Below are 17,454 nucleotides of genomic sequence, written 5' to 3' on the forward strand. Positions count from 1 at the left end.
TCGTATGACGGCCATACGCATCGACAACCTGACATGCGCCTTCGGCGAGTTGCGCGCCGTCGATGGCATCTCCGCGACCATAGACCACGGCGAGCTGTTCACCCTGCTGGGTCCCTCCGGCTGCGGCAAGACAACCTTGCTGCGTTCGATCGCCGGCTTCAACGACGTGACGTCCGGCAGCATCTGGCTGGGCGACAAACGCATCGACAGCCTGCCGGCGCACCAGCGCAACATCGGCATGGTCTTCCAGAACTACGCGATCTTTCCCAACCTGAACGTGGCGGATAACGTGGCGTACGGGTTGCGCGCGCGGCGCGTGCCGGCGGCGGAGATCGCCACCCGGGTGGAAAAGGCCTTGCAGCGCGTGCGGCTGGAAGGCTATGGCGCGCGCTGGCCCCACCAGATGTCCGGCGGGCAGTTGCAGCGCGTCGCCATCGCCCGCGCCCTGGTCATCGAACCCGCGGTGCTGCTGTTCGACGAGCCGCTGTCCAACCTGGATGCGCAACTACGCACCGAGATGCGCGTCGAGATCCGGCGGCTGCAGCAGTCGCTGGGCCTGACCGCCGTGTACGTGACCCACGACCAGGAAGAGGCCCTGGCCATCTCCGACCGCATCGCGGTGCTGCGCGGTGGCCGCATCGAACAGGTGGGGACGCCGGAAGACATCTATCGGCAGCCGAAAACCCCGTTCGTCGCCAGTTTCCTGGGCGGCACCAACATGCTGTCCGGCGTGGCGGGGGCCTTCGACGGCGCGGCGACGCCGGTCGAGACCTGCGGCGTGACGATAGCCGTCCCCGGACGGATCGCCGAGGCCGGCAGCAAGGTACTGCTGTCCGTGCGGCCCGAGGCCTTGCGCGTGGCCGACGCCGGCAGCGGCATGCGCCTGACTGCCAGGCTGGTCTTGCGTGAGTTCCTCGGCCAGATCCAGCGGCTGCATGCCGAACTGCCCGACGGCACGCCGCTGCGGGTGTCGACCCTGGGCGCGGCAGCGGTAGGCGTGCAGGAGGGTGCATCCTTGGCGCTGGCATACGACCCCGCGCAAATCGTGGCATTCCCCGCCCCATGAAAGAATTCCGCCTTGCCATTACCGTCATCGCGCTGGTCCTGCTGGCGGTCTTCCTGCTATATCCACTGGCCCTCGTGCTGGATGCCAGCCTGCGTGTGGAAGGGACGGGCGCCCTGACGCTGGCGAACTATGCGAAGGTGTTCTCCAGCGCCTACTACACCAACAGCGTCGTCAACAGCCTGACCGCCGGCGTGCTGGCCACGCTGTGCGCGACGGCGCTGGGGGTGCCGCTGGCGTTCTGCCTGGCGCGGGTGAACCTGCCGGGGCGCACGGTGCTGCTGACGCTGGCCTCGCTGCCCCTGGGCCTGCCGTCCTTCGTGGCTGCCTATGCGCTGGTGCTGCTGTTCGGCCATGCCGGCGTGGTGACCACGGCGCTGCGGGATATCGGCATTCCCATCGGCTCGATCTACGGCATGCCCGGCATCGTCATCGTCTTCGCGCTGACGCTGTATCCCTACGTGCTGATGCCCACCATCGCCGGTTTCAAGGCCATCGATATCTCGGTGGAGGAAGCCGCGCGCAACCTGGGCGGATCGCGTTTCCATGTATTCCGCACGGTGCTGCTGCCGGTGGTGATGCCGGCCGTGCTGGCGGGCGCGCTGCTGGTGTTCATCGAAACGCTGGAGAACTTCGGGGTGCCCGCCGTGCTGGCGGAGGACAAGCCCTTCCTGGCGGTGGACATCTTCAAGCTGTTCGCGGGCGAGGCGGACAGCAATCCGGCCGCGGCCGGCGCGCTGAGCGTGCTGCTGATCGCCGGCACATCGGTGGTGCTGCTGATCCAGCGCCGCTACCTGGGCAAGCGCCGCTTCACCACCAACGCGCGGTCGGCGCCGCCGCCGCTGCCGCTGTCGCGCGGCTGGCGCATCGTCGCGTCGACCTATTGCTGGGGCATGGTGTCGATCTCGCTGCTGCCTTTCGCGGCGGTGCTGATGATTTCCTTCCTCCGCTTCAGGGGCCCCGTCCTGCATTGGGAAGCCAGCCTGGGCAACTACATCGAACTGCTGGCGGGTTCCTACCAACCGCTATACAACACGCTGATCCTTGCCAGCGTCACGGCGTTCGTCGCGACGCTGATCGGCGCGCCGATCGGCTACGTCGTCGCCCGCCACCGCAGCCGCCTGACGGGCGTGCTGGACATGGTCGGGATCGTGCCCTTCGCGGTGTCCGGCACGGTGCTGGGGATAGGCTTGATCCTGGCTTTCAACAACCGGCCGCTGATGCTGACCGGGGGCTGGCTGATCCTGGTCATCGCGTATGTGGTGCGCAAGCTGCCCTTCGCCATCCGCTCGTCGTCGGCCATCGTGCACCAGATCGAGCCCAGCCTGGAGGAGGCGTCCATCAACCTGGGCGTGTCCCCCATGCGGACCTTCGCCACGCTGACCGTACCGTTGATGATGAGCGGCCTGGTCGGCAGCGTCATCCTGGTCTGGATCACCGTGGCGTCGGAACTGAGCTCGACCATCGTCCTCTACACCAGCAAATGGTCGACCATGACCGTCCGCATGTACCAGTTCCTGGAAGGCACGGCGCCCGGCACCGCGACGGCGGCGGCCGCCGTGCTTATCCTGTTCACCGCGGTGCCGCTGCTGCTGGTGAATCGCCGCCTGCGGCGCCAGGACGGCACATTGCTTTAGGAAAACGCCCGTGACCCCGAATTTCCGCAGCGACAACATCGCCACCGTCCACCCCGATATCCTGCGCGCCATCGCCGAGGTGAACCAGGGTCCGGCGGCCGCCTATGGCGACGACGACTACAGCGCCCTGATGAATCGCAAGTTCTCGGCGTTCTTCGGAACGGATGTCGTGGTGTTTCCGGTATCGACCGGCACGGCCGCCAATGCCTTGTCCCTGGCCGGTTGCGCGCGGCCCTACGGCGGCATCTACTGCCACCAGGAAGCGCACATCCACACCGCCGAAGGCGGCGCCACCGAGGCCTACACCGGCGGCGCCAAGCTGATTCCCCTGCCCGGCGCGGACTACAAGCTCGCGCCCGATACCCTGGCCGAGGCCCTGCGGCACGCCGAGCGCGGCGTGCGCAACCGGCCCCAGCCCGACGCCGTATCGATCACCCAGGCCAGCGAATACGGCACGGTGTACGGGCTGGACGATATCGCGGCCATCGGCGCGGCCGCGCGCGAGGCGGGCATCGTGTTCCACATGGACGGCGCGCGCTTCGCCAACGCCCTGGCCACCCTGGGCTGCGAGCCGGGGGAAATGACCTGGCGGCGTGGCGTGGACATCCTGTCGTTCGGCTGCACCAAGAACGGCGGCATGAATGCGGACGCCATCGTGGTGTTCGATCCGGCGCTGGCCGAACCGCTGTCGTACCATCTGCGGCGCGCCGGCCAGACCTGGTCCAAGATGCGCTACGCCGCCGCGCAACTCATGGCCTATATCGAGGACGGCCTGCTGCTGCGCCTGGCCGGGCAGGCCAACGGCCTGGCCACGCGCCTGGGGCGCGAGCTGGCGGCGCTGCCCGGCGTCGAGCTGGTAGCGCCGGTGCAGGCCAATCTGGTGTTCCTGCGCCTGCCGCAGGACGCCATCGACAAGCTGGCCGAAGCCGGCGTACGTTTTGCCCGGCGACGCGGGGGCATCATCCGGCTGGTGACGCGGTTCGACGGCAGCCAGGACGACGTCGACCGAATGGTGGCATTGACGCGGGCCGCCCTGGCCCGAGCCCCGTTCGGCGGGTAACTTGCTCATATCCTTTCCGTCTCTTTTCTTGTAAAAATCAACGCGAAACGCCGGGACAGCCGTCCTTGGAGCGCCGTTTTCGGGGATCATTCCTTCGAGTGGGCACGCCATGACAGGCCAGCCTTCCCGGCCGCGTCGTGGTCGTGGCCTATGGCCCGGCCATGTGGATTTGAATTTGAGAGGAGCGTATCGAATGAGCACGGACAAAGTAGCGCTGGTCACGGCGGGCGGCAGCGGCATGGGCGCCGCGGCGGCCAGGCGGCTGGCGGCGGATGGCTATCGCGTGGCCATTCTTTCCTCGTCGGGCAAGGGCGAGGCCCTGGCCGCCGAGTTGAAGGGCATAGGCGTCACGGGATCGAACCAGTCCAACGAGGACCTGGCCAGGCTGGTCGACCAGGCGATGGCCGCGTGGGGCCGGGTCGACGTGTTGGTGAACAGCGCCGGCCATGGCCCCAAGGGGCCGGTGCTGGACCTGTCCGACGAGGACTGGCACAAGGGGCTGGACACCTACTTCCTCAACGTCGTGCGGCCGACCCGGCTGGTCACGCCCATCATGCGCCAGCAGAAGTCCGGCGTGATCATCAACATCTCGTCCGCCTGGGTGGTCGAACCGTCGGCGCTGTTTCCCACGTCCGCGGCCTTCCGCGCCGCACTGGCGTCGTTCACCAAGCTGTTCTCGGACAGCGAGGCCAGGCACAACATCCGGATGAACAATGTCCTTCCGGGCTGGATAGACAGCCTGCCGGCCACCGAAGCCAGGCGCGAGGCCGTTCCCTTGCAGCGCTACGGCACCAGCGAGGAAATCGCCGCCACGATCGCGTTCCTGGCGTCCGACGGCGCGGCGTACATCACGGGGCAGAACATCCGGGTGGATGGCGGGTTGATGCGGAGCGTGTGACGAAAGCTGACCGCGTTAGGCAAGGTTCGAGGAACGCGGCGATCGTCGCCGCCCCGGGCGGCCAGCACTCGCCTGTCAGCGGGAGACAAAGGTCAAGCGGCCTTGCGCAGACCGCTAGTCAGATGCACGTCCACGTGGATATCTGCGAACGGGCAAAGCAAGGCCCCGCTTTCATTTCTCTCCAGAAGGCCCAGTTCCACCAATGCGTGTGCGTCCTGATGTACGCGACGGACATCCCTGGCAAGGCGCCGGGCGAGCTCCCGGACACCCACGACACCAGCACCCATCAGTTCGCGAACCATGTCCCAGCGCAACGCCGTCAATTGTCCGAAAAACGCGCTTGGAGACTCGAAATTGAGTGTTTCACCCTGGTACGTCCCAGACTTTGCTCCCGCAGCAGCGCGCTTCCCAGCTTCCGACAGGAAACCACGCCAGTCCTTGTTGATGGTAATCGTCAGTGTGCGTTCCATGGTTATTTCCTCCGCTTTCCCACTTCCACGGCGAAGTCCTCAAGTAACTGCGTTACGCCCCTGAACCGATATGGTCTTTCCTCGCTGCCCAAGTGCATGTGATCGCCCTTCCCGCGCTCATTGTCAAATCCTAAAACCCGCCGCCCATCACGGGCGTAAACAAGTCGATACTTGAATCCGTGGGAAGTGGGAGGAATCGACTCGTGTCCGCGTGCGTTAAGCACCAAACCATGGGATTACGGCTCCCTGCGGGGAAGAAAAGCTTGTCCCGCTGACGCGCACTTGGTCGGGGCATCGCGGCGATTCCGGATGTTCGGCGTGCCTTGTTTTTATCGCGCCTTCTTTCTTGTCGTATGCGCCCTTTTCTTACAGATACGGCGAGGCCAGCCAGATGATCTTGTTGCGCAGGCGTTTGGTGAAAGGCAAGGCCTGCAAGGATTCGAGGGTCAGCGGCTTGGCATTGGCGATGGCCGCGTCGATGCGGGCGCTGACCCAGGCGGCGATGTCGCGGTCGTAGATCTCGGTGTCCAGCTCGAAGTTCAGGCGCAGGCTGCGCGGGTCCAGATTGGACGAACCGGCGTAGGTCCAGGCGTCGTCGACGCTCAACAGCTTGGAATGGTCGAAGGCGCCGCGGGTGCGCCAGACCAGGCAGCCATGACGGATCAACTGGTCGATCTGGGCCATCATGGCGTAGTCGACCAGGCGCAGGTTGTTCTTGCCGGGGATCACGATGTCCACCCGCACGCCGCGCCGCGCGGCGGTGATCATGGCGCCGATCAGGGTCTGGTCGGGCAGGAAGTATGGCGACTGGATACGGACATGGCGCTGCGCAACCGCCAGCGCGCCGAGCAGGACGTCATGAGTGCTGTTGATGGAACGGTCGGGACCGGAAGGCACGCAACGCATCGCCGCGTCACCGCGTGGGACCAGGTCGTGATGAAACCAGTCCGGGCCGGTCAGCGATTCCCGGGTCGTGAAGTCCCAATCATGCGCGAAAACCGACTGCAGCTGCGCCACGATGGGCCCCTCGTAGCGGAAGTGCGTATCGCGATTCGTGGCGTCCAGCGCCAGGGCCCGCACGAAGGCGGCGCGGATGTTCATGCCGCCGGAAAACCCGATGCGGCCATCGACCACGAGTATCTTGCGGTGGCTGCGCAGATTGGCGTAAGGCATGCGCAGCACGCCCATGGGGTTGGTCATGAAGCGGGCGGTCGGCACGCCGTTTTTCTTCAGCAGCCGCACGATGGGCGGATGGGAATAGCGGGCGCCGACCGCGTCGACCAGGACGCGGACCTTCACGCCGCGCCGGTGCGCCTCGATCAGCGCCTCGGCGATCTCGCAGCCGATGGGGTCATGGTCGAAGATATAGCTTTGCAGGGCGACGGTCCGTTCCGCGCCGCGGATGGCCTGCAGCATGGCGGGGTACGCCTCGTCGCCGCCGTCCAGCGGCTGCACCAGGTTGCCGCCCAGCAGCTGGAAACGGCTGATGCAGTTGGTCAGCCTTTTCAGGGAGGCGAATTGCGGTCCGGTCAGCGGCACCACGTCGACGGGCTCGACCTGGGGCTCCCGCGCGTAATAGACCATGGCCTCGTCGCGCTGCTGTGACACCCGCGTATAGCGGATGCGGTTGATGCCGGCCACGAAGTACGCGGCCGCGCCGAACAGCGGCGAGAACAGCGTCAACCCTACCCAACCTATGGCGGCGCGGACGTCGCGCTTGGTCATGGCGGCGTGCACGGCGGCGCCAAATCCCGCCACGGTGGTAACGGTGAATACGATGTGGGGCCAGTAGGCGGTCAGCAAATCATGCAGGTCGCTCATGCGCTCATGGACGGAAGGGTTGGCGGAAACGGACGGACGCGCCGGCAGGATCCGCCACGCGCAGGCAGCAGGATAGCAAGCCCGCGACGACCGTAAAATCGGGGCTGGATTCTTGTTTTGAAACCGTGCTAGAATCTCGTTTCTTTGCTGCGGTGGCTGTAGCTCAGTTGGTAGAGTCCCGGATTGTGATTCCGGTTGTCGTGGGTTCGAGTCCCATCAGCCACCCCATACGAATTCATTAGGAAACAGGCACTTAGGCGCACGCCTAAGTGCCTGTTTGTTTTCCGGAATGGTGGCAAGATTCCGGAATGGTGGCATGCGTCAGGCGCTGGACCTGATTTTGACAGCGCGGCGGTCGTAAACGCGCCGCGTGGTGGCCGGATCCGCATGCGTTCCTGCTGGGTCCAACCCCTGCTCGACCATCGTCGTGATGTAGTAGGCCCGCAGGTCGTGAAAGGTGAAGCGCTCCCCCCCCCCGCTACCCAGTCGGCCATGATCTCCGCCCACATCGCCTTGAATCCCTGCTCCGTATAGGGCTGCCCTTCCCGATTAGTGAACACGAACACCGACTCCGGAATGTCGGACTTACCATCGGCGGTCTTGCGCTCTATCCCGTCCAGCTCCTGGAATAGCGCCCGCAGGGCCGCATCCTATTGGATTAGGCCGCGGCGCTTCGCTTCGCCGGCCTTGGCCTTGGCGAACCCCACCGAAATCCCGTCATCCTTCAAATCCGTCTTGCACAGATGCAGGAACTCGGCGCGCCGCCGGCCGGTCAACGCGATGAACTTGCCCATGAGCCCGATGACGTGTGGCGACGGCCCTTTCTCGCTGGCCATCTTGGCAAAGGACGTGATTTCTTCCCAGGATGGGCAGCGCGAACGCGGGCGCTCGGTATTGCGACGCACCTGGCGGCAGGGGTTGGCTGCCGCCAAGCCGTTCTCTATGCCGAATTGGAAGCACGAGCCCGGAAGGCGATTTCACGGTTTGCCTACACAGGCGCTTCCTTGCGCTCGATGCGCAGATAGCGGGCGATATGGGGCGGCTGCAGATCCGTGACCTGGAGGCCTCCGAAAACGCGCAAGGTGTGCTTGCTATAGACCAGATAGTCCGCCTTGGTGCGCTCGCCCACCTTCTTGAAATCGCCGCTGGCCAGGTATTCCCCGACCATTTCCGCGACCGTGCCGGTATCGGGCGCGCGGCGCTCCATCTCCAGCACCTTGCGTATGACCTCCTGGCGGTCAGGCCCCAGGCTCACATAGCGGCGGTCGTATGTATAGTAGCGGAAAGTACAGTGGCCGCGCGTCCATCCTGGGCAGTAGGCCCAGCTTCAAATGCTCGGTGCGCTTTGCGATCATGCTGCGCGGCTCCAGTTCGGGCCCAATGCGGCCTCAGACCGGCGGGCAGTCTCGCCTGGCAGACGGGATTCATGGTACTTCCCTCAGCACCCTTGGCCACCGCCCTCCCGCCAGTGTGGCATAGGGCCAGCCATTACGCTCCAGCCAGCGGCAGGAGGACGACCTGGTACGGTAGCCCGTCAGGTCCTGGATTTCGTCTTGCGTCAGGTCAGGTCCGGGCATAGCCCAATCCTCTCTGAATATTCGGTCTGCTGCATGACGCCGAACGCGGCCACAACGGTGAGGATCACGGGCACGATGACGATGGCGTCCTGATGCCGCTTGAAGCGGCGGTAGAGACGGAAGATGGTCATGCTGGCTCCAGGGTGTCGCGAGCACACGCCCGGCGGACCAGTGCGTCACGCGGTCCGGGGGCAGCGAGCACGGCATTGCGATTCGGGCGCCGACCGTCACGTACTTGTCGCGCGGGCCGTCGCTAAAACGCACGTCCTGCGTAGCGCTCAGGCGCGCCAGCCCGGCCACGCCGGTTCCTACATGTCGAGCAGTTACAGCGGAATGGCGACTTCATTAATGCCCAGTAGAGGGTTATATCGCCGTGTGGGCGACGACTCGCGGTCGAGGCAGCCCATAGGTTCACCGCGCTGCCGCGCTTCGCTGGGAGGTCGGCACGGGGTGCGGCGCAGGGCTCCCAAGACCAGGGGGAGGTTGCGTAGGTCAAGGTTACGCACTCCACATGTCCTGCTCCCTGGGCATCTTGGCCATTTGACGCCTCTATCGCAGATTGAATAGGTGTGTGCCGTTCTCAGGGCCTGTCTGGGCTGGCTGAAAGGCGTCATTTTGCCTTCTCGAAAAAGTTGATGCCCAAAGCGAGATAGGCACACGGTTTTAGTCGGGGCATCGTGCGCGACCACAGTGGACTTTGAAACAAACCTGTTACACGGTAAGCTTGGGCAGAATGCCTACTGGGGAGGGCCGGTTCCCACACACCAAGAACTGCGAGCCGCGGGATGAACCAAGACCTGAAGAAAACGCTGAGGGCCCACGCCAACGAGCTGCGGTCCTCGATGGGCGCCCCCGAGTACAAGCACATCGTGCTCGGATTGATATTTTTGAAGTACATCAGCGACGCTTTCGACGAGCGCCGCGCCCAGCTCCTGGCCGCCTTCAGGGACGAAACTGGTGGCCTTTACCCGCCGGACCGGCAGGAAGAAGCAGCCAAGACTGTGCTGCGTCAAGCGAAATTGCTGTCTGCGGCGCGGGTTGTGTAATGGCGACTGAAGGCAAGATATACACACCTGACCAGCTCATAAAAGATGCGGCGAGCCACGGCGAACTAGTTGTCTTCGTGGGTGCGGGTGCCTCGATGCTGTGCGGAAGCCCCGATTGGCGTGGATTTGCAAGCCAGGTCGTTGGCGCCCTTGAGAGGGGGAACGTACTTGGCTTCTTGGAGGCGGAGCAATTGCGCGGACTAGGTGACCCGCGGAGAACCCTGTCGATTGCGATGGCCCTTGCAAAGGAAAAGGGAATAGCTATCGACTTCGACGGTATCTTGCACCCGAGGATGCCTTCGGCGACTGGAGAAGAACTCTACAGATTGCTATCCCACCTGCGGCCTGTCTTCGTCACGACAAACTATGACAAGTGGCTTGATGACGCCGGACCGGAGGAACTGTCACCGGAGGTAAAGGAAGGTGGCGAGAGGGAGCCTGCGAAAGGACCAGTCAAACGCCCTAAGTACTATCGTCGGGAACACCTGTCGCCTGCCCTCCTCGCTCAGAGAGGGGCTGTCATTCATCTTCATGGATCCTACATAGACCCGAGCTCGATGGTGGTCTCGTTGAAGGACTACATCGAGCACTACGCCGATTCGAGAGTTCAGGAATTTCTCACCGCGATGTTCAAGAACCATACAGTGCTGTTCGTCGGTTACGGGCTGGCAGAGCTGGAGGTCCTCGACCACATCATCCGTTCCAACGAATCGGTTCGAACGGGGGCTACCGAGCCCCGGCACTTCCTCTTGTTCGCTTATCGGTCGACGGAATCTGTCCAGACTCGATTCATGGAGCACTTCTTTCGCGACCAGTGTGGCGTCCAAGTTGTTCCATACTGCATCGACGCGAAGGGTTACCGCGAACTTGTGGAAGTCTTTAAAAGCTGGGGACCGGAGCTGGATGTACGGGGCCCAGCCACCTTGGACTTGCAGGCACATCTTGACAGATACGTTGCGTCACCTACCGACGTCAATCGACGCGCAGCGCTGAGCCTTGTAGAGAGTCGGCCCGACCTTACTTCCTATCTGCTCAACTCGCTGAAAGACCCGGTATGGTTCAGTGACCTCGACAGCGCGCGCTTCTTCGACTCGAAACACAACCCCAAGGTGAGAACCATTGAAAGCGAACGCGGTACTCTGTACCAGGCTGATGGGTGGCCCGCCCTGCGGTATCTTGAGCAAATTGCGGCGTCGGTAACGGACGAACGGGCTGCCCGAATTGCCAACATAGTTCGAGCTATCAGCGCGGACGCCGAGCAGCGAGGTCTCGATAACTGGAGAACTTGGTGGTCCCTTGCGACGGTGCTGTCGCAGTTGCCGCTGGATGTGTTGAGGAACGACGACATCGAGATGACCCGCCTATGGCTTGCTAGCCGTTTCGATGTAGACATGATTGGTCACGAGCTTGGCGCAAAGCTGTTACCGCGACTCTTGGACAGTCCTGAACCGGGAAACTGGCACAAAGCAGTGTTGCTTGCAGATGCACTCTCGATGGTTCGACCGACTGGGGAGGCAACGTGAGCGACAAGGAAGGGGTGCTGGGCAGTTACCACTTAGGAGAAGTTCTCAAGGCATCTGCGAGAAAACTTGGCGAACGGTGTGGTGCATCCGCCGTGGATATGCTAGCCCACCGCCTGACCGAGTACATTGGGTCGGTCGATGACGACAGGCACTCGTGTATCTGGCGTTCGGCAGTTGAAGAACATGAACAGGATGCATACAAGGACGGTTCGAGAGACATACTCGTTGACGCTGTCCGCGATGCGGCCCTAGGCGCTACAGGAACCGGCTCTGCAGCGGCACTAGCCGTCGCCAAGTCGCTCCTCCAATCGCCCTATCCGACGCTCACTCGCGTTGGAATCTATGTGTGTGGCGAGCACTACGGCAACGTTGGAACGGCCTTTTGGGAGTGTGCCAAAGCGAGCTGGTTTGTCGACGTTTCCTATTGGCATGAGCTCTTTTTGTTTATCAACAAGGGCTTCTCGAAGTTCTCCTCCGCCCAGAGGGCGATGTTTCTGGAGTTCGTGGAACAGCTTCAGGGGGACTGGTCGGACGCGTCGCGACAAGTGGAACTAGACGAAACCCAGAGACGAGACCTCCTGCATCCTGCCTACGGCCAGGGCGACAAAGAGGTGGATGCGAGATATAAAGCGCTAGTGCAGCGTTGGGGTCGGGTGCGGGAACACCCAGACTTCCACAGTTATTCGGCTGGCGGCTGGGTCGGGGAGCGCAGCCCAATCACATCCGACGCGCTCGTAGCCATGTCGGGGGAGGATCTGGTAACTTACTTGAGGGGCTTTGTTCCGCAGGCCTCGAGTTGGGATGGCCCCACCTACAGAGGGCTTGCCTCGACGCTAACTGAAGCGGTCAAGGTCAGCGAAGATGGCTTCGCAAGTCGAATCATGCTGTTCGGCGGCTTGTCGAGGCCGTATCAGCACGGCCTGCTTCGAGGACTAAAGGAGCGGTGGTCCGACGACAAGCGGGACATCGACTGGCCGACCTCCTTGATGCTGGTGCAGGCCATTGTTTCGTCCCCTACCTTCCGAGCCGACCTGGCTGCCGCGCAGACAGACAGGTGGGAACCCTCGGTGCATTGGGTCGTCAGTGACATTGCCGACCTTGTGAAGAGCGCGTCCGGCACTAAGCGTCACATGCCGGCAGACCTTTACGGGTCGTGGCTCCAAGTGCTGTGCCGTGTCCTTGAGGCGACGCCTCGTGCGGTCGGAGAGTCGAGCGACGCGGTCTCTCACGCAATCAACGCTCCGAGGGGACGCACGCTGGAGGCGTTCATTCACCTTGCCCTGGCCATGAAACGCGAGGACACCGCCGGGGACTCGGCATCAGACGAGACGTGGATTGCGGTCGGGCCAGTGCTGGAAGCCGAACTCTCAGCGAGCGAGACGGGCGTAAATGCCGACTTTGCGACGATGTGCGGGCTGTACTGCGCAAATTTTCATTATCTCAACCGAGACTGGACGGAAGGCAATTTCGACAGACTCTTCTCCTTAACTAATGAGTCGGCATGGAACTGTGCGGCACAGGGTTTTGCATACCAGAACCACCTGTACGCGTGGCTGTACGAACGTCTTATTGCTGGTGGGCACCTGAGGAGAATGGTCTTCTCGGAGGAACTCCCCGACCGGGTGGCCGATAGAGCTATACAGTTCCTTGGGCTCGCGTATCTTGAGGGCATGGAGAGCCTAGACGGCGACGGCCTGCTCAGTGAGCTCGTTGTCGGGTTGAAGGTCAAGGAGCTATCAGCGCTGTCCTGGTTCTTCTGGACGTTTCGGGGGCAGTCGGAACCGACCACTCGCACGTCGAGAGTGCTGACCTTTTGGATGAAGGTGGTAGAGCGGATTCGGGAAACTGGCGCAGTCCTACCTGAACTCCAGTCGGCCCTCTGCCAGCTCGCCGTCTTCGTTCATGAGCTGACACCTGCGACGAGCGCGGCATTGGTAGATGCGGCGCCATACGCACAAGTCCGGCACCACGGCCCCATGCTGGTCGCGAATTTGGAGCGGCTCGCAAGCCGGAATCCGAAGGAAGTAGCCGCCATCTTCCGTGCTGCGATGTCAGGTTTTTTGCCGAACTTTCGTCCAGAGGATGTGGCGGGATGTGTCAATCGACTGGCTGAGGCGGGCGAGGTCGAGGAAGCCGAGTGGATTTGCAATGCCTACGCTGAGCGAGGCTCGTCACTGCTGAAGGAGACGTATGAGGCGCTGCGTGCCAAGCAACGGTCTGCGTCGGGTTCTGCCGGTGCCCCTAAGGGCCATGCTGCAGCTAGCAGTGCCGCCGACGGTGATGTTTGACTTCCAGCTCAATAGCACTGTGGTCTTGCGGCCTCGCTCCACCTGGTACACAGTCTGTACCCAAGACGGGGGTCGCACGGGTCGGTAAGCCGCCAAAAACTAGGGTTCCAGATGGCAAATGGTCTCCCATCAGCCACCCCATACCAACTCGTTAAGAAACAGGCACTTGGAGAAATCCAAGTGCCTGTTTTTTTACCGGCAGGTCAGCCCCGAAGCAAAAAAAGCCATTCAGCGGTAGCAACGGCGGTAGGGCTATTTAGCTGTGGTTGCGAACCTGTGGTTCCCGCCCCTCAGTGAAATGGAAAAATGCTTCGCATGCGCAGTATCGCCGTCCACCGCTCGGTTTCCTGCGCCACCAATGCTTGAAGCACATCCGGCGGGTTCGGCTGCCTGGGCGCGATATAGCCGAGACGATCCAGCTCGTTGGCCATTTCCTCGGTAATCAACAGCTTATTGATGGCCGAGTTGAGCCGTTCCATCACCCCCGCCGGGGTCCCCGCCGGCGCCATCAGTCCCGCCCAGGCATCCAGATCGAGCACTGGGAACCCCAGGTCGGACATGGTCGGCAAATTGACAGGATGCCTGGTCGACGTCTGAGACATGATGGCCAGTCCGCGCAAGGTTCCCGCATCGAGATAAGGCGCGGCCGCCGGCAAGGTGGTAAACAGCACGTCCACCCTGCCGCCCATCAAGTCCACATATCCCTGTTCGCTGCCTTTGTACGGCACATGCTCCATATTGATAGCGGCCTCTTGTTGGAACATCTCGCATAGGAGATATCCGGTAGTTCCTATGCCGGAGGATGCGCACATCACCTTGCCAGGCGCGGCTCTCGCACGGTCCAGCAGGTCATGCACGCTCCTTATTCCGGAATGCTTGCCGGTGACGATCACGTTGGGAGAAGTGCCTATCAGACTGACTGGACTCAGATCCTGCATGAAGTCGAACTTCAGATTGGCATACATCATCTTGTGGATGGTGTTGGGCCGGGCGCTCAGGAACAATGTGTATCCATCCGGCTTTGCCTGGCGGGCCACCGATTCCGCCCCGATATTCCCGGCAGCGCCCGGTCGATTGACGATCACGACCGATTTACCCAGCTCCCTGCCCAAATGCCTGGCGAGAATACGAGCCAGCGCATCGGCGCCGCCTCCCGGCGGATAGCCCACGACGATGCTTATTGCCCGAGAAGGATAGACGTCCTCTGGCTTTCCCGCCGAGGCCGCGAATGAAAGTCCACTGATAGCCATCGTGGACACTGCAAATTCCCACATTCCGATTCGCATCGTGCGCTCCTTGGCATGCAAGCCCCTAGCGAAGGCTTGATCCTACGTAGCCGCAACGCGCATAACCGTTCCGCGGGCACTTCATCCCGAATCCGAAAGCACGCCCGAATTGATCGGAACGCATTCGCGCGGACCCGTGCATCCGACTCCGCCTGGACCAGGCTGGCGTTGACCATACAAAGTATGGCTCGACCAAGGTCAGCCCACTCCCGCCGTGGTCTCAGGCCGGCCTGGAGAAGTCGCTCATCCCGGGCTCAACGCAAAAACCCATACTTGCCCTTCAAATAATCATTCCGCTGGTCGAATGGAACAGACAATATATCCTTCTGGTTCTCCGCGAAAGACTTTGCAATTCTGGCATACTGAAACGCCATACCTCCTGGCCCCATCATGGTTTTACAACCAATGCAGGGGGCGAATAATGGAAAAGGTACTATTCCTGATTCGACCCGCTTCTTCGCGTTCAGGAGCTGCATGGTAAAAACACCTATATATTTTAGAAATAGCTTGTTGGCCAGATGCTCCTTCTTCTCAAGATCTGCGCCATGATAGTCCTTGAAAATTTCTGTCAACAATCTGTTGTACAAGATCGTTTCCGCATGCGTACCCATTACGCCGGCGAGAGCTGGCATTTCCCGGTTGCAGGCTGGCTCGTATTTATGATGCGGGGGGAAATCTTCCGCTGTCGTATCTCTTCCACAAAAGTCCTTGAACCGTTTTTCCAGCACGGCGTGTAGCGGTAGATGGCCGTTCTCCTCCAACCTTGTATTCACCCATTTAATAAATTCCTTGATTTGACCGTCTGTTTTCGGCTTTAGGTAGACCGACCTCGTCACCTCCTTCCCAGTCTGTTTCTCCTTAACCTTCATTCTCCTAAAGAGAGGACCTCTCCCCTTATACCAGGGCATATCCGAGAGGCCGACATTAAGATTGACAACCCCTGGAATAATATAGGCGGCCCGCTCCGTGGCATATACCGCGAACGCGTATCCTTTTGCTCTATCCGCGAAGTCGTAGTCTATGTCTTGTTCAGATAAATCCGTGGAAATGACGCCCTCGATCCCGGCGTGTTCAAATGCATCGAGGCATAGCTTGCTCATCGCCCCTTCAATTTCGTTCTCAAGATCCGGGCGAACGGGCGGTAACGAGTTCGGACTGAAAGCGTCCTCGAACTCCTTCAGCATACTGTTCCCGTATACAACAGTGTTTCCGGTTCCCGGCGGCACCGGGGCAATATCAACAAGCTCGTCCGTGGCGACGTGCACTCTGATCATCGCAGCCAAAGTCTCCACGACAGCCGCGGTACCATGTAAGAATGTCTCTTCGGTAGCACGAAAAGGTTCTTCCGCCTGCTCTTGGGCCGTAAGAGCCACAGACGGCGTACACCACCCTCCGGTCCGTGGCAATACAAGACACCTACCGGACGACAGTCCTTTTGCCCACTCGTCAACGTAGCCTCGACTTTCTCGTCCCAGCGAGGAAATGGATCTGTCTATCGGTGTATTCGGCTGCCCCGTTCGTGCCGGGAGGAGCTCCGTTATCTCTCTCATCTGGTTGGCTGCGTCTCGTCCCTGCGTAGCACTGGTCCACAGGCCGGAGGCTCCCGAGCTGCCAGAAGCGTGCAGCAAGTCGTAGAGGAGCGGGCTTTTCATCCGAATCGCCTTCTCTTCTTCGGAAAGCGGCGGTGGCGCCGGGATAGGCGAACGCAGCAGCTTGAGGAGGTCCTCCCTGCGACCTTGTTCGCCTGAGCTCGCGGAGGTGGACGGGCCGAACGTAGACGACTCGGGTATGTCAAGGGACAACGGCCCGAGATCTTGATTGCCTGGCGCAGGACCTGAACTGGCGGAAGCGGTCGGGCCGGACATTCTGGCGATCTTGGATTCAGGGAGTCCCTGCTCGTCCTTGCTCCTTTTTTTCTTGGCCAACCCCGTCTGGTCTACATCCGTGGACGGGTTATTTCCCACCATGCAATAGAGATTCTGTCCGTCGACTGTGCCGCCCGGATCTGGATTGATCCATCGGCCTATCCACGGCTGGTAATAGCGCACGCCGTAGTAATAAAGGCCCGTGACATCACGCTCCTTGCCGGAATAGCGGATGAACTTGTAATTGACTTCGCTGGTGGTGCGCGATGCCAATACCGCCGTGCCGCCGTAGGGGTAATACTCCTCCTGGCTGATGATGCCGCCGTCCTGGTCCGTTTCGATCGTGCAGGAGTTCTGGCGGTCGTTGTATTGATAGCGCAGTTGCAGGTTGGGGATGTTCGTGGGTTTTCCGGCGCCGCCTGCCCAGTTCAACACGCGCGCGCCGTCGTCCAGCACGATGACCTCCAGCTGCTCTCCCGTGCCGGTGTTGTTGCGTAGCTCCAGGCCGGGAAGATAGCGGGTGTCGACGTGGTTCCAGGCGCTGCCCGCCTGGCTGCTGCCGTACTTGCGCACCCGCTGGCCATCGCCATCGTAGGCGTATTGTTCGCGATCGCTGTTGTCCCAGGCGCCATTCCCCCCGCTTGAGGTCCGATAGGTGGTGACCACGCAATACAACTGATGCAAGGGCGTCCAGTACATGGGCTGGTTGGCGTTGCCATCCACGCAGATGCTCTTGCCCGCCGCATCGAAATAGGTATCGATGTTGTCCTGCGTCGGGCCGGGGTACCTGGCGGTGGACACGGCGCGATTGCTGGTTCGACCCACGACCAGGTTGCGCGTGGCCGATGGACCGGTCCAATCGGTGCTGCCTAGGGAAGTGAGGTTGCCGCCGAGGTCGTAGGTGTAGGTCCGCGTGTACG

At 61.8% G+C, this 17,454-nt stretch carries 16 protein-coding genes and 1 tRNA gene; 8 read left to right on the top strand and 9 right to left on the bottom strand.

Features of this window, described 5'->3' with window-relative positions; translation table 11 throughout:
• The first annotated feature begins 4 nt into the window (after positions 1–4).
• From C7R54_RS06810 to C7R54_RS06825, 4 genes are all read left to right on the top strand, one after another.
• On the top strand, positions 5–1,066 hold the full coding sequence (locus C7R54_RS06810; protein WP_129149353.1) for an ABC transporter ATP-binding protein: 1,062 nt from the start codon (positions 5–7) through the stop codon (positions 1,064–1,066).
• Positions 1,063–2,700 carry an ABC transporter permease gene (locus C7R54_RS06815; RefSeq protein ID WP_129149354.1) on the top strand — a complete coding sequence of 546 codons (1,638 nt, stop codon included), beginning with the start codon at positions 1,063–1,065 and terminating at the stop codon, positions 2,698–2,700. Before C7R54_RS06810 ends, C7R54_RS06815 begins: the two co-directional genes overlap by 4 nt.
• A 10-nt stretch (positions 2,701–2,710) precedes the next feature.
• Positions 2,711–3,760, top strand: a complete 1,050-nt coding sequence (locus C7R54_RS06820) for a threonine aldolase family protein (protein ID WP_129149355.1) — start codon at positions 2,711–2,713, stop codon at positions 3,758–3,760.
• Between the two features lie 193 nt (positions 3,761–3,953).
• Positions 3,954–4,658: an SDR family oxidoreductase gene (locus tag C7R54_RS06825; RefSeq protein WP_129149356.1), complete on the top strand. Its 705-nt coding sequence runs from the start codon at positions 3,954–3,956 to the stop codon at positions 4,656–4,658.
• A gap of 92 nt (positions 4,659–4,750) precedes the next feature.
• Here the strand turns inward: C7R54_RS06825 and C7R54_RS06830 are convergent, their stop codons facing one another.
• The 3 genes from C7R54_RS06830 to C7R54_RS06840 all read right to left on the bottom strand — a co-directional run bounded on the left by C7R54_RS06830 (position 4,751) and on the right by C7R54_RS06840 (position 6,949).
• A complete protein-coding gene (locus C7R54_RS06830; protein ID WP_129149357.1) occupies positions 4,751–5,128 on the bottom strand; it encodes an HVO_A0114 family putative DNA-binding protein in 378 nt (125 codons plus the stop codon).
• Between the two features lie 2 nt (positions 5,129–5,130).
• On the bottom strand, positions 5,131–5,352 hold the full coding sequence (locus C7R54_RS29190) for a toxin-antitoxin system TumE family protein (protein WP_129149358.1): 222 nt from the start codon (positions 5,350–5,352) through the stop codon (positions 5,131–5,133).
• Positions 5,353–5,494: 142 nt separating this feature from the next.
• Positions 5,495–6,949, bottom strand: coding sequence for a phospholipase D-like domain-containing protein (locus tag C7R54_RS06840; RefSeq protein ID WP_129149359.1), 1,455 nt, complete (start codon positions 6,947–6,949; stop codon positions 5,495–5,497).
• 152 nt (positions 6,950–7,101) lie between these two features.
• On the opposite strand from C7R54_RS06840, the gene C7R54_RS06845 reads away from it, so the two are divergent.
• Positions 7,102–7,177 (top strand) — tRNA-His (locus C7R54_RS06845).
• 422 nt (positions 7,178–7,599) lie between these two features.
• On the opposite strand, the gene C7R54_RS06850 is transcribed toward C7R54_RS06845, so the two are convergent.
• The 4 genes from C7R54_RS06850 to C7R54_RS28840 form a co-directional block, all read right to left on the bottom strand.
• Complete coding sequence (locus C7R54_RS06850) at positions 7,600–7,881, bottom strand: hypothetical protein (protein ID WP_129149360.1); 282 nt, start codon at positions 7,879–7,881, stop codon at positions 7,600–7,602.
• 56 nt (positions 7,882–7,937) lie between these two features.
• Entirely contained in the window at positions 7,938–8,204 is a 267-nt protein-coding gene (locus C7R54_RS06855) for a hypothetical protein (protein ID WP_129149361.1), read from the bottom strand.
• Between the two features lie 169 nt (positions 8,205–8,373).
• Complete coding sequence (locus tag C7R54_RS29475) at positions 8,374–8,526, bottom strand: DUF4224 domain-containing protein (RefSeq protein WP_158021166.1); 153 nt, start codon at positions 8,524–8,526, stop codon at positions 8,374–8,376.
• Positions 8,508–8,657, bottom strand: a complete 150-nt coding sequence (locus C7R54_RS28840) for a hypothetical protein (RefSeq protein ID WP_158021167.1) — start codon at positions 8,655–8,657, stop codon at positions 8,508–8,510. Before C7R54_RS28840 ends, C7R54_RS29475 begins: the two co-directional genes overlap by 19 nt.
• A gap of 654 nt (positions 8,658–9,311) precedes the next feature.
• Between C7R54_RS28840 and C7R54_RS29480 the strand changes: the two genes are divergently transcribed.
• The 3 genes from C7R54_RS29480 to C7R54_RS06875 are packed head-to-tail and all read left to right on the top strand — an operon-like array spanning position 9,312 to position 13,383.
• Complete coding sequence (locus C7R54_RS29480) at positions 9,312–9,572, top strand: type I restriction-modification system subunit M N-terminal domain-containing protein (RefSeq protein WP_377813570.1); 261 nt, start codon at positions 9,312–9,314, stop codon at positions 9,570–9,572.
• Complete coding sequence (locus C7R54_RS06870; RefSeq protein WP_129149363.1) at positions 9,572–11,095, top strand: SIR2 family protein; 1,524 nt, start codon at positions 9,572–9,574, stop codon at positions 11,093–11,095. Before C7R54_RS29480 ends, C7R54_RS06870 begins: the two co-directional genes overlap by 1 nt.
• Positions 11,092–13,383: a hypothetical protein gene (locus C7R54_RS06875; RefSeq protein ID WP_129149364.1), complete on the top strand. Its 2,292-nt coding sequence runs from the start codon at positions 11,092–11,094 to the stop codon at positions 13,381–13,383. Before C7R54_RS06870 ends, C7R54_RS06875 begins: the two co-directional genes overlap by 4 nt.
• A 290-nt stretch (positions 13,384–13,673) precedes the next feature.
• Here C7R54_RS06875 and C7R54_RS06880 read toward each other — a convergent pair whose 3' ends face one another.
• Positions 13,674–14,669, bottom strand: a complete 996-nt coding sequence (locus C7R54_RS06880; RefSeq protein ID WP_129149365.1) for a Bug family tripartite tricarboxylate transporter substrate binding protein — start codon at positions 14,667–14,669, stop codon at positions 13,674–13,676.
• Between the two features lie 254 nt (positions 14,670–14,923).
• Positions 14,924–17,454 (bottom strand): RHS repeat-associated core domain-containing protein (locus tag C7R54_RS06885; protein WP_192903600.1); only part of this gene is annotated, 2,531 nt, incomplete at its 5' end.

Source organism: Achromobacter aloeverae, from assembly GCF_004121055.1.
In the GTDB taxonomy this organism is placed as follows: domain Bacteria; phylum Pseudomonadota; class Gammaproteobacteria; order Burkholderiales; family Burkholderiaceae_B; genus Bordetella_C; species Bordetella_C aloeverae.

Excerpts from the sequence above, each read along its gene's own strand:
- C7R54_RS06830 (WP_129149357.1), bottom strand. The coding sequence starts at position 5,128 with ATGGAACGCACACTGACGATTACCATCAACAAGGACTGGCGTGGTTTC.
- C7R54_RS29480 (WP_377813570.1), top strand. The coding sequence starts at position 9,312 with ATGAACCAAGACCTGAAGAAAACGCTGAGGGCCCACGCCAACGAGCTG.
- C7R54_RS29475 (WP_158021166.1), bottom strand. The coding sequence starts at position 8,526 with ATGCCCGGACCTGACCTGACGCAAGACGAAATCCAGGACCTGACGGGC.
- C7R54_RS06810 (WP_129149353.1), top strand. The coding sequence starts at position 5 with ATGACGGCCATACGCATCGACAACCTGACATGCGCCTTCGGCGAGTTG.
- C7R54_RS06825 (WP_129149356.1), top strand. The coding sequence starts at position 3,954 with ATGAGCACGGACAAAGTAGCGCTGGTCACGGCGGGCGGCAGCGGCATG.
- C7R54_RS06880 (WP_129149365.1), bottom strand. The coding sequence starts at position 14,669 with ATGCGAATCGGAATGTGGGAATTTGCAGTGTCCACGATGGCTATCAGT.
- C7R54_RS28840 (WP_158021167.1), bottom strand. The coding sequence starts at position 8,657 with ATGACCATCTTCCGTCTCTACCGCCGCTTCAAGCGGCATCAGGACGCC.
- C7R54_RS06815 (WP_129149354.1), top strand. The coding sequence starts at position 1,063 with ATGAAAGAATTCCGCCTTGCCATTACCGTCATCGCGCTGGTCCTGCTG.
- C7R54_RS06870 (WP_129149363.1), top strand. The coding sequence starts at position 9,572 with ATGGCGACTGAAGGCAAGATATACACACCTGACCAGCTCATAAAAGAT.
- C7R54_RS06840 (WP_129149359.1), bottom strand. The coding sequence starts at position 6,949 with ATGAGCGACCTGCATGATTTGCTGACCGCCTACTGGCCCCACATCGTA.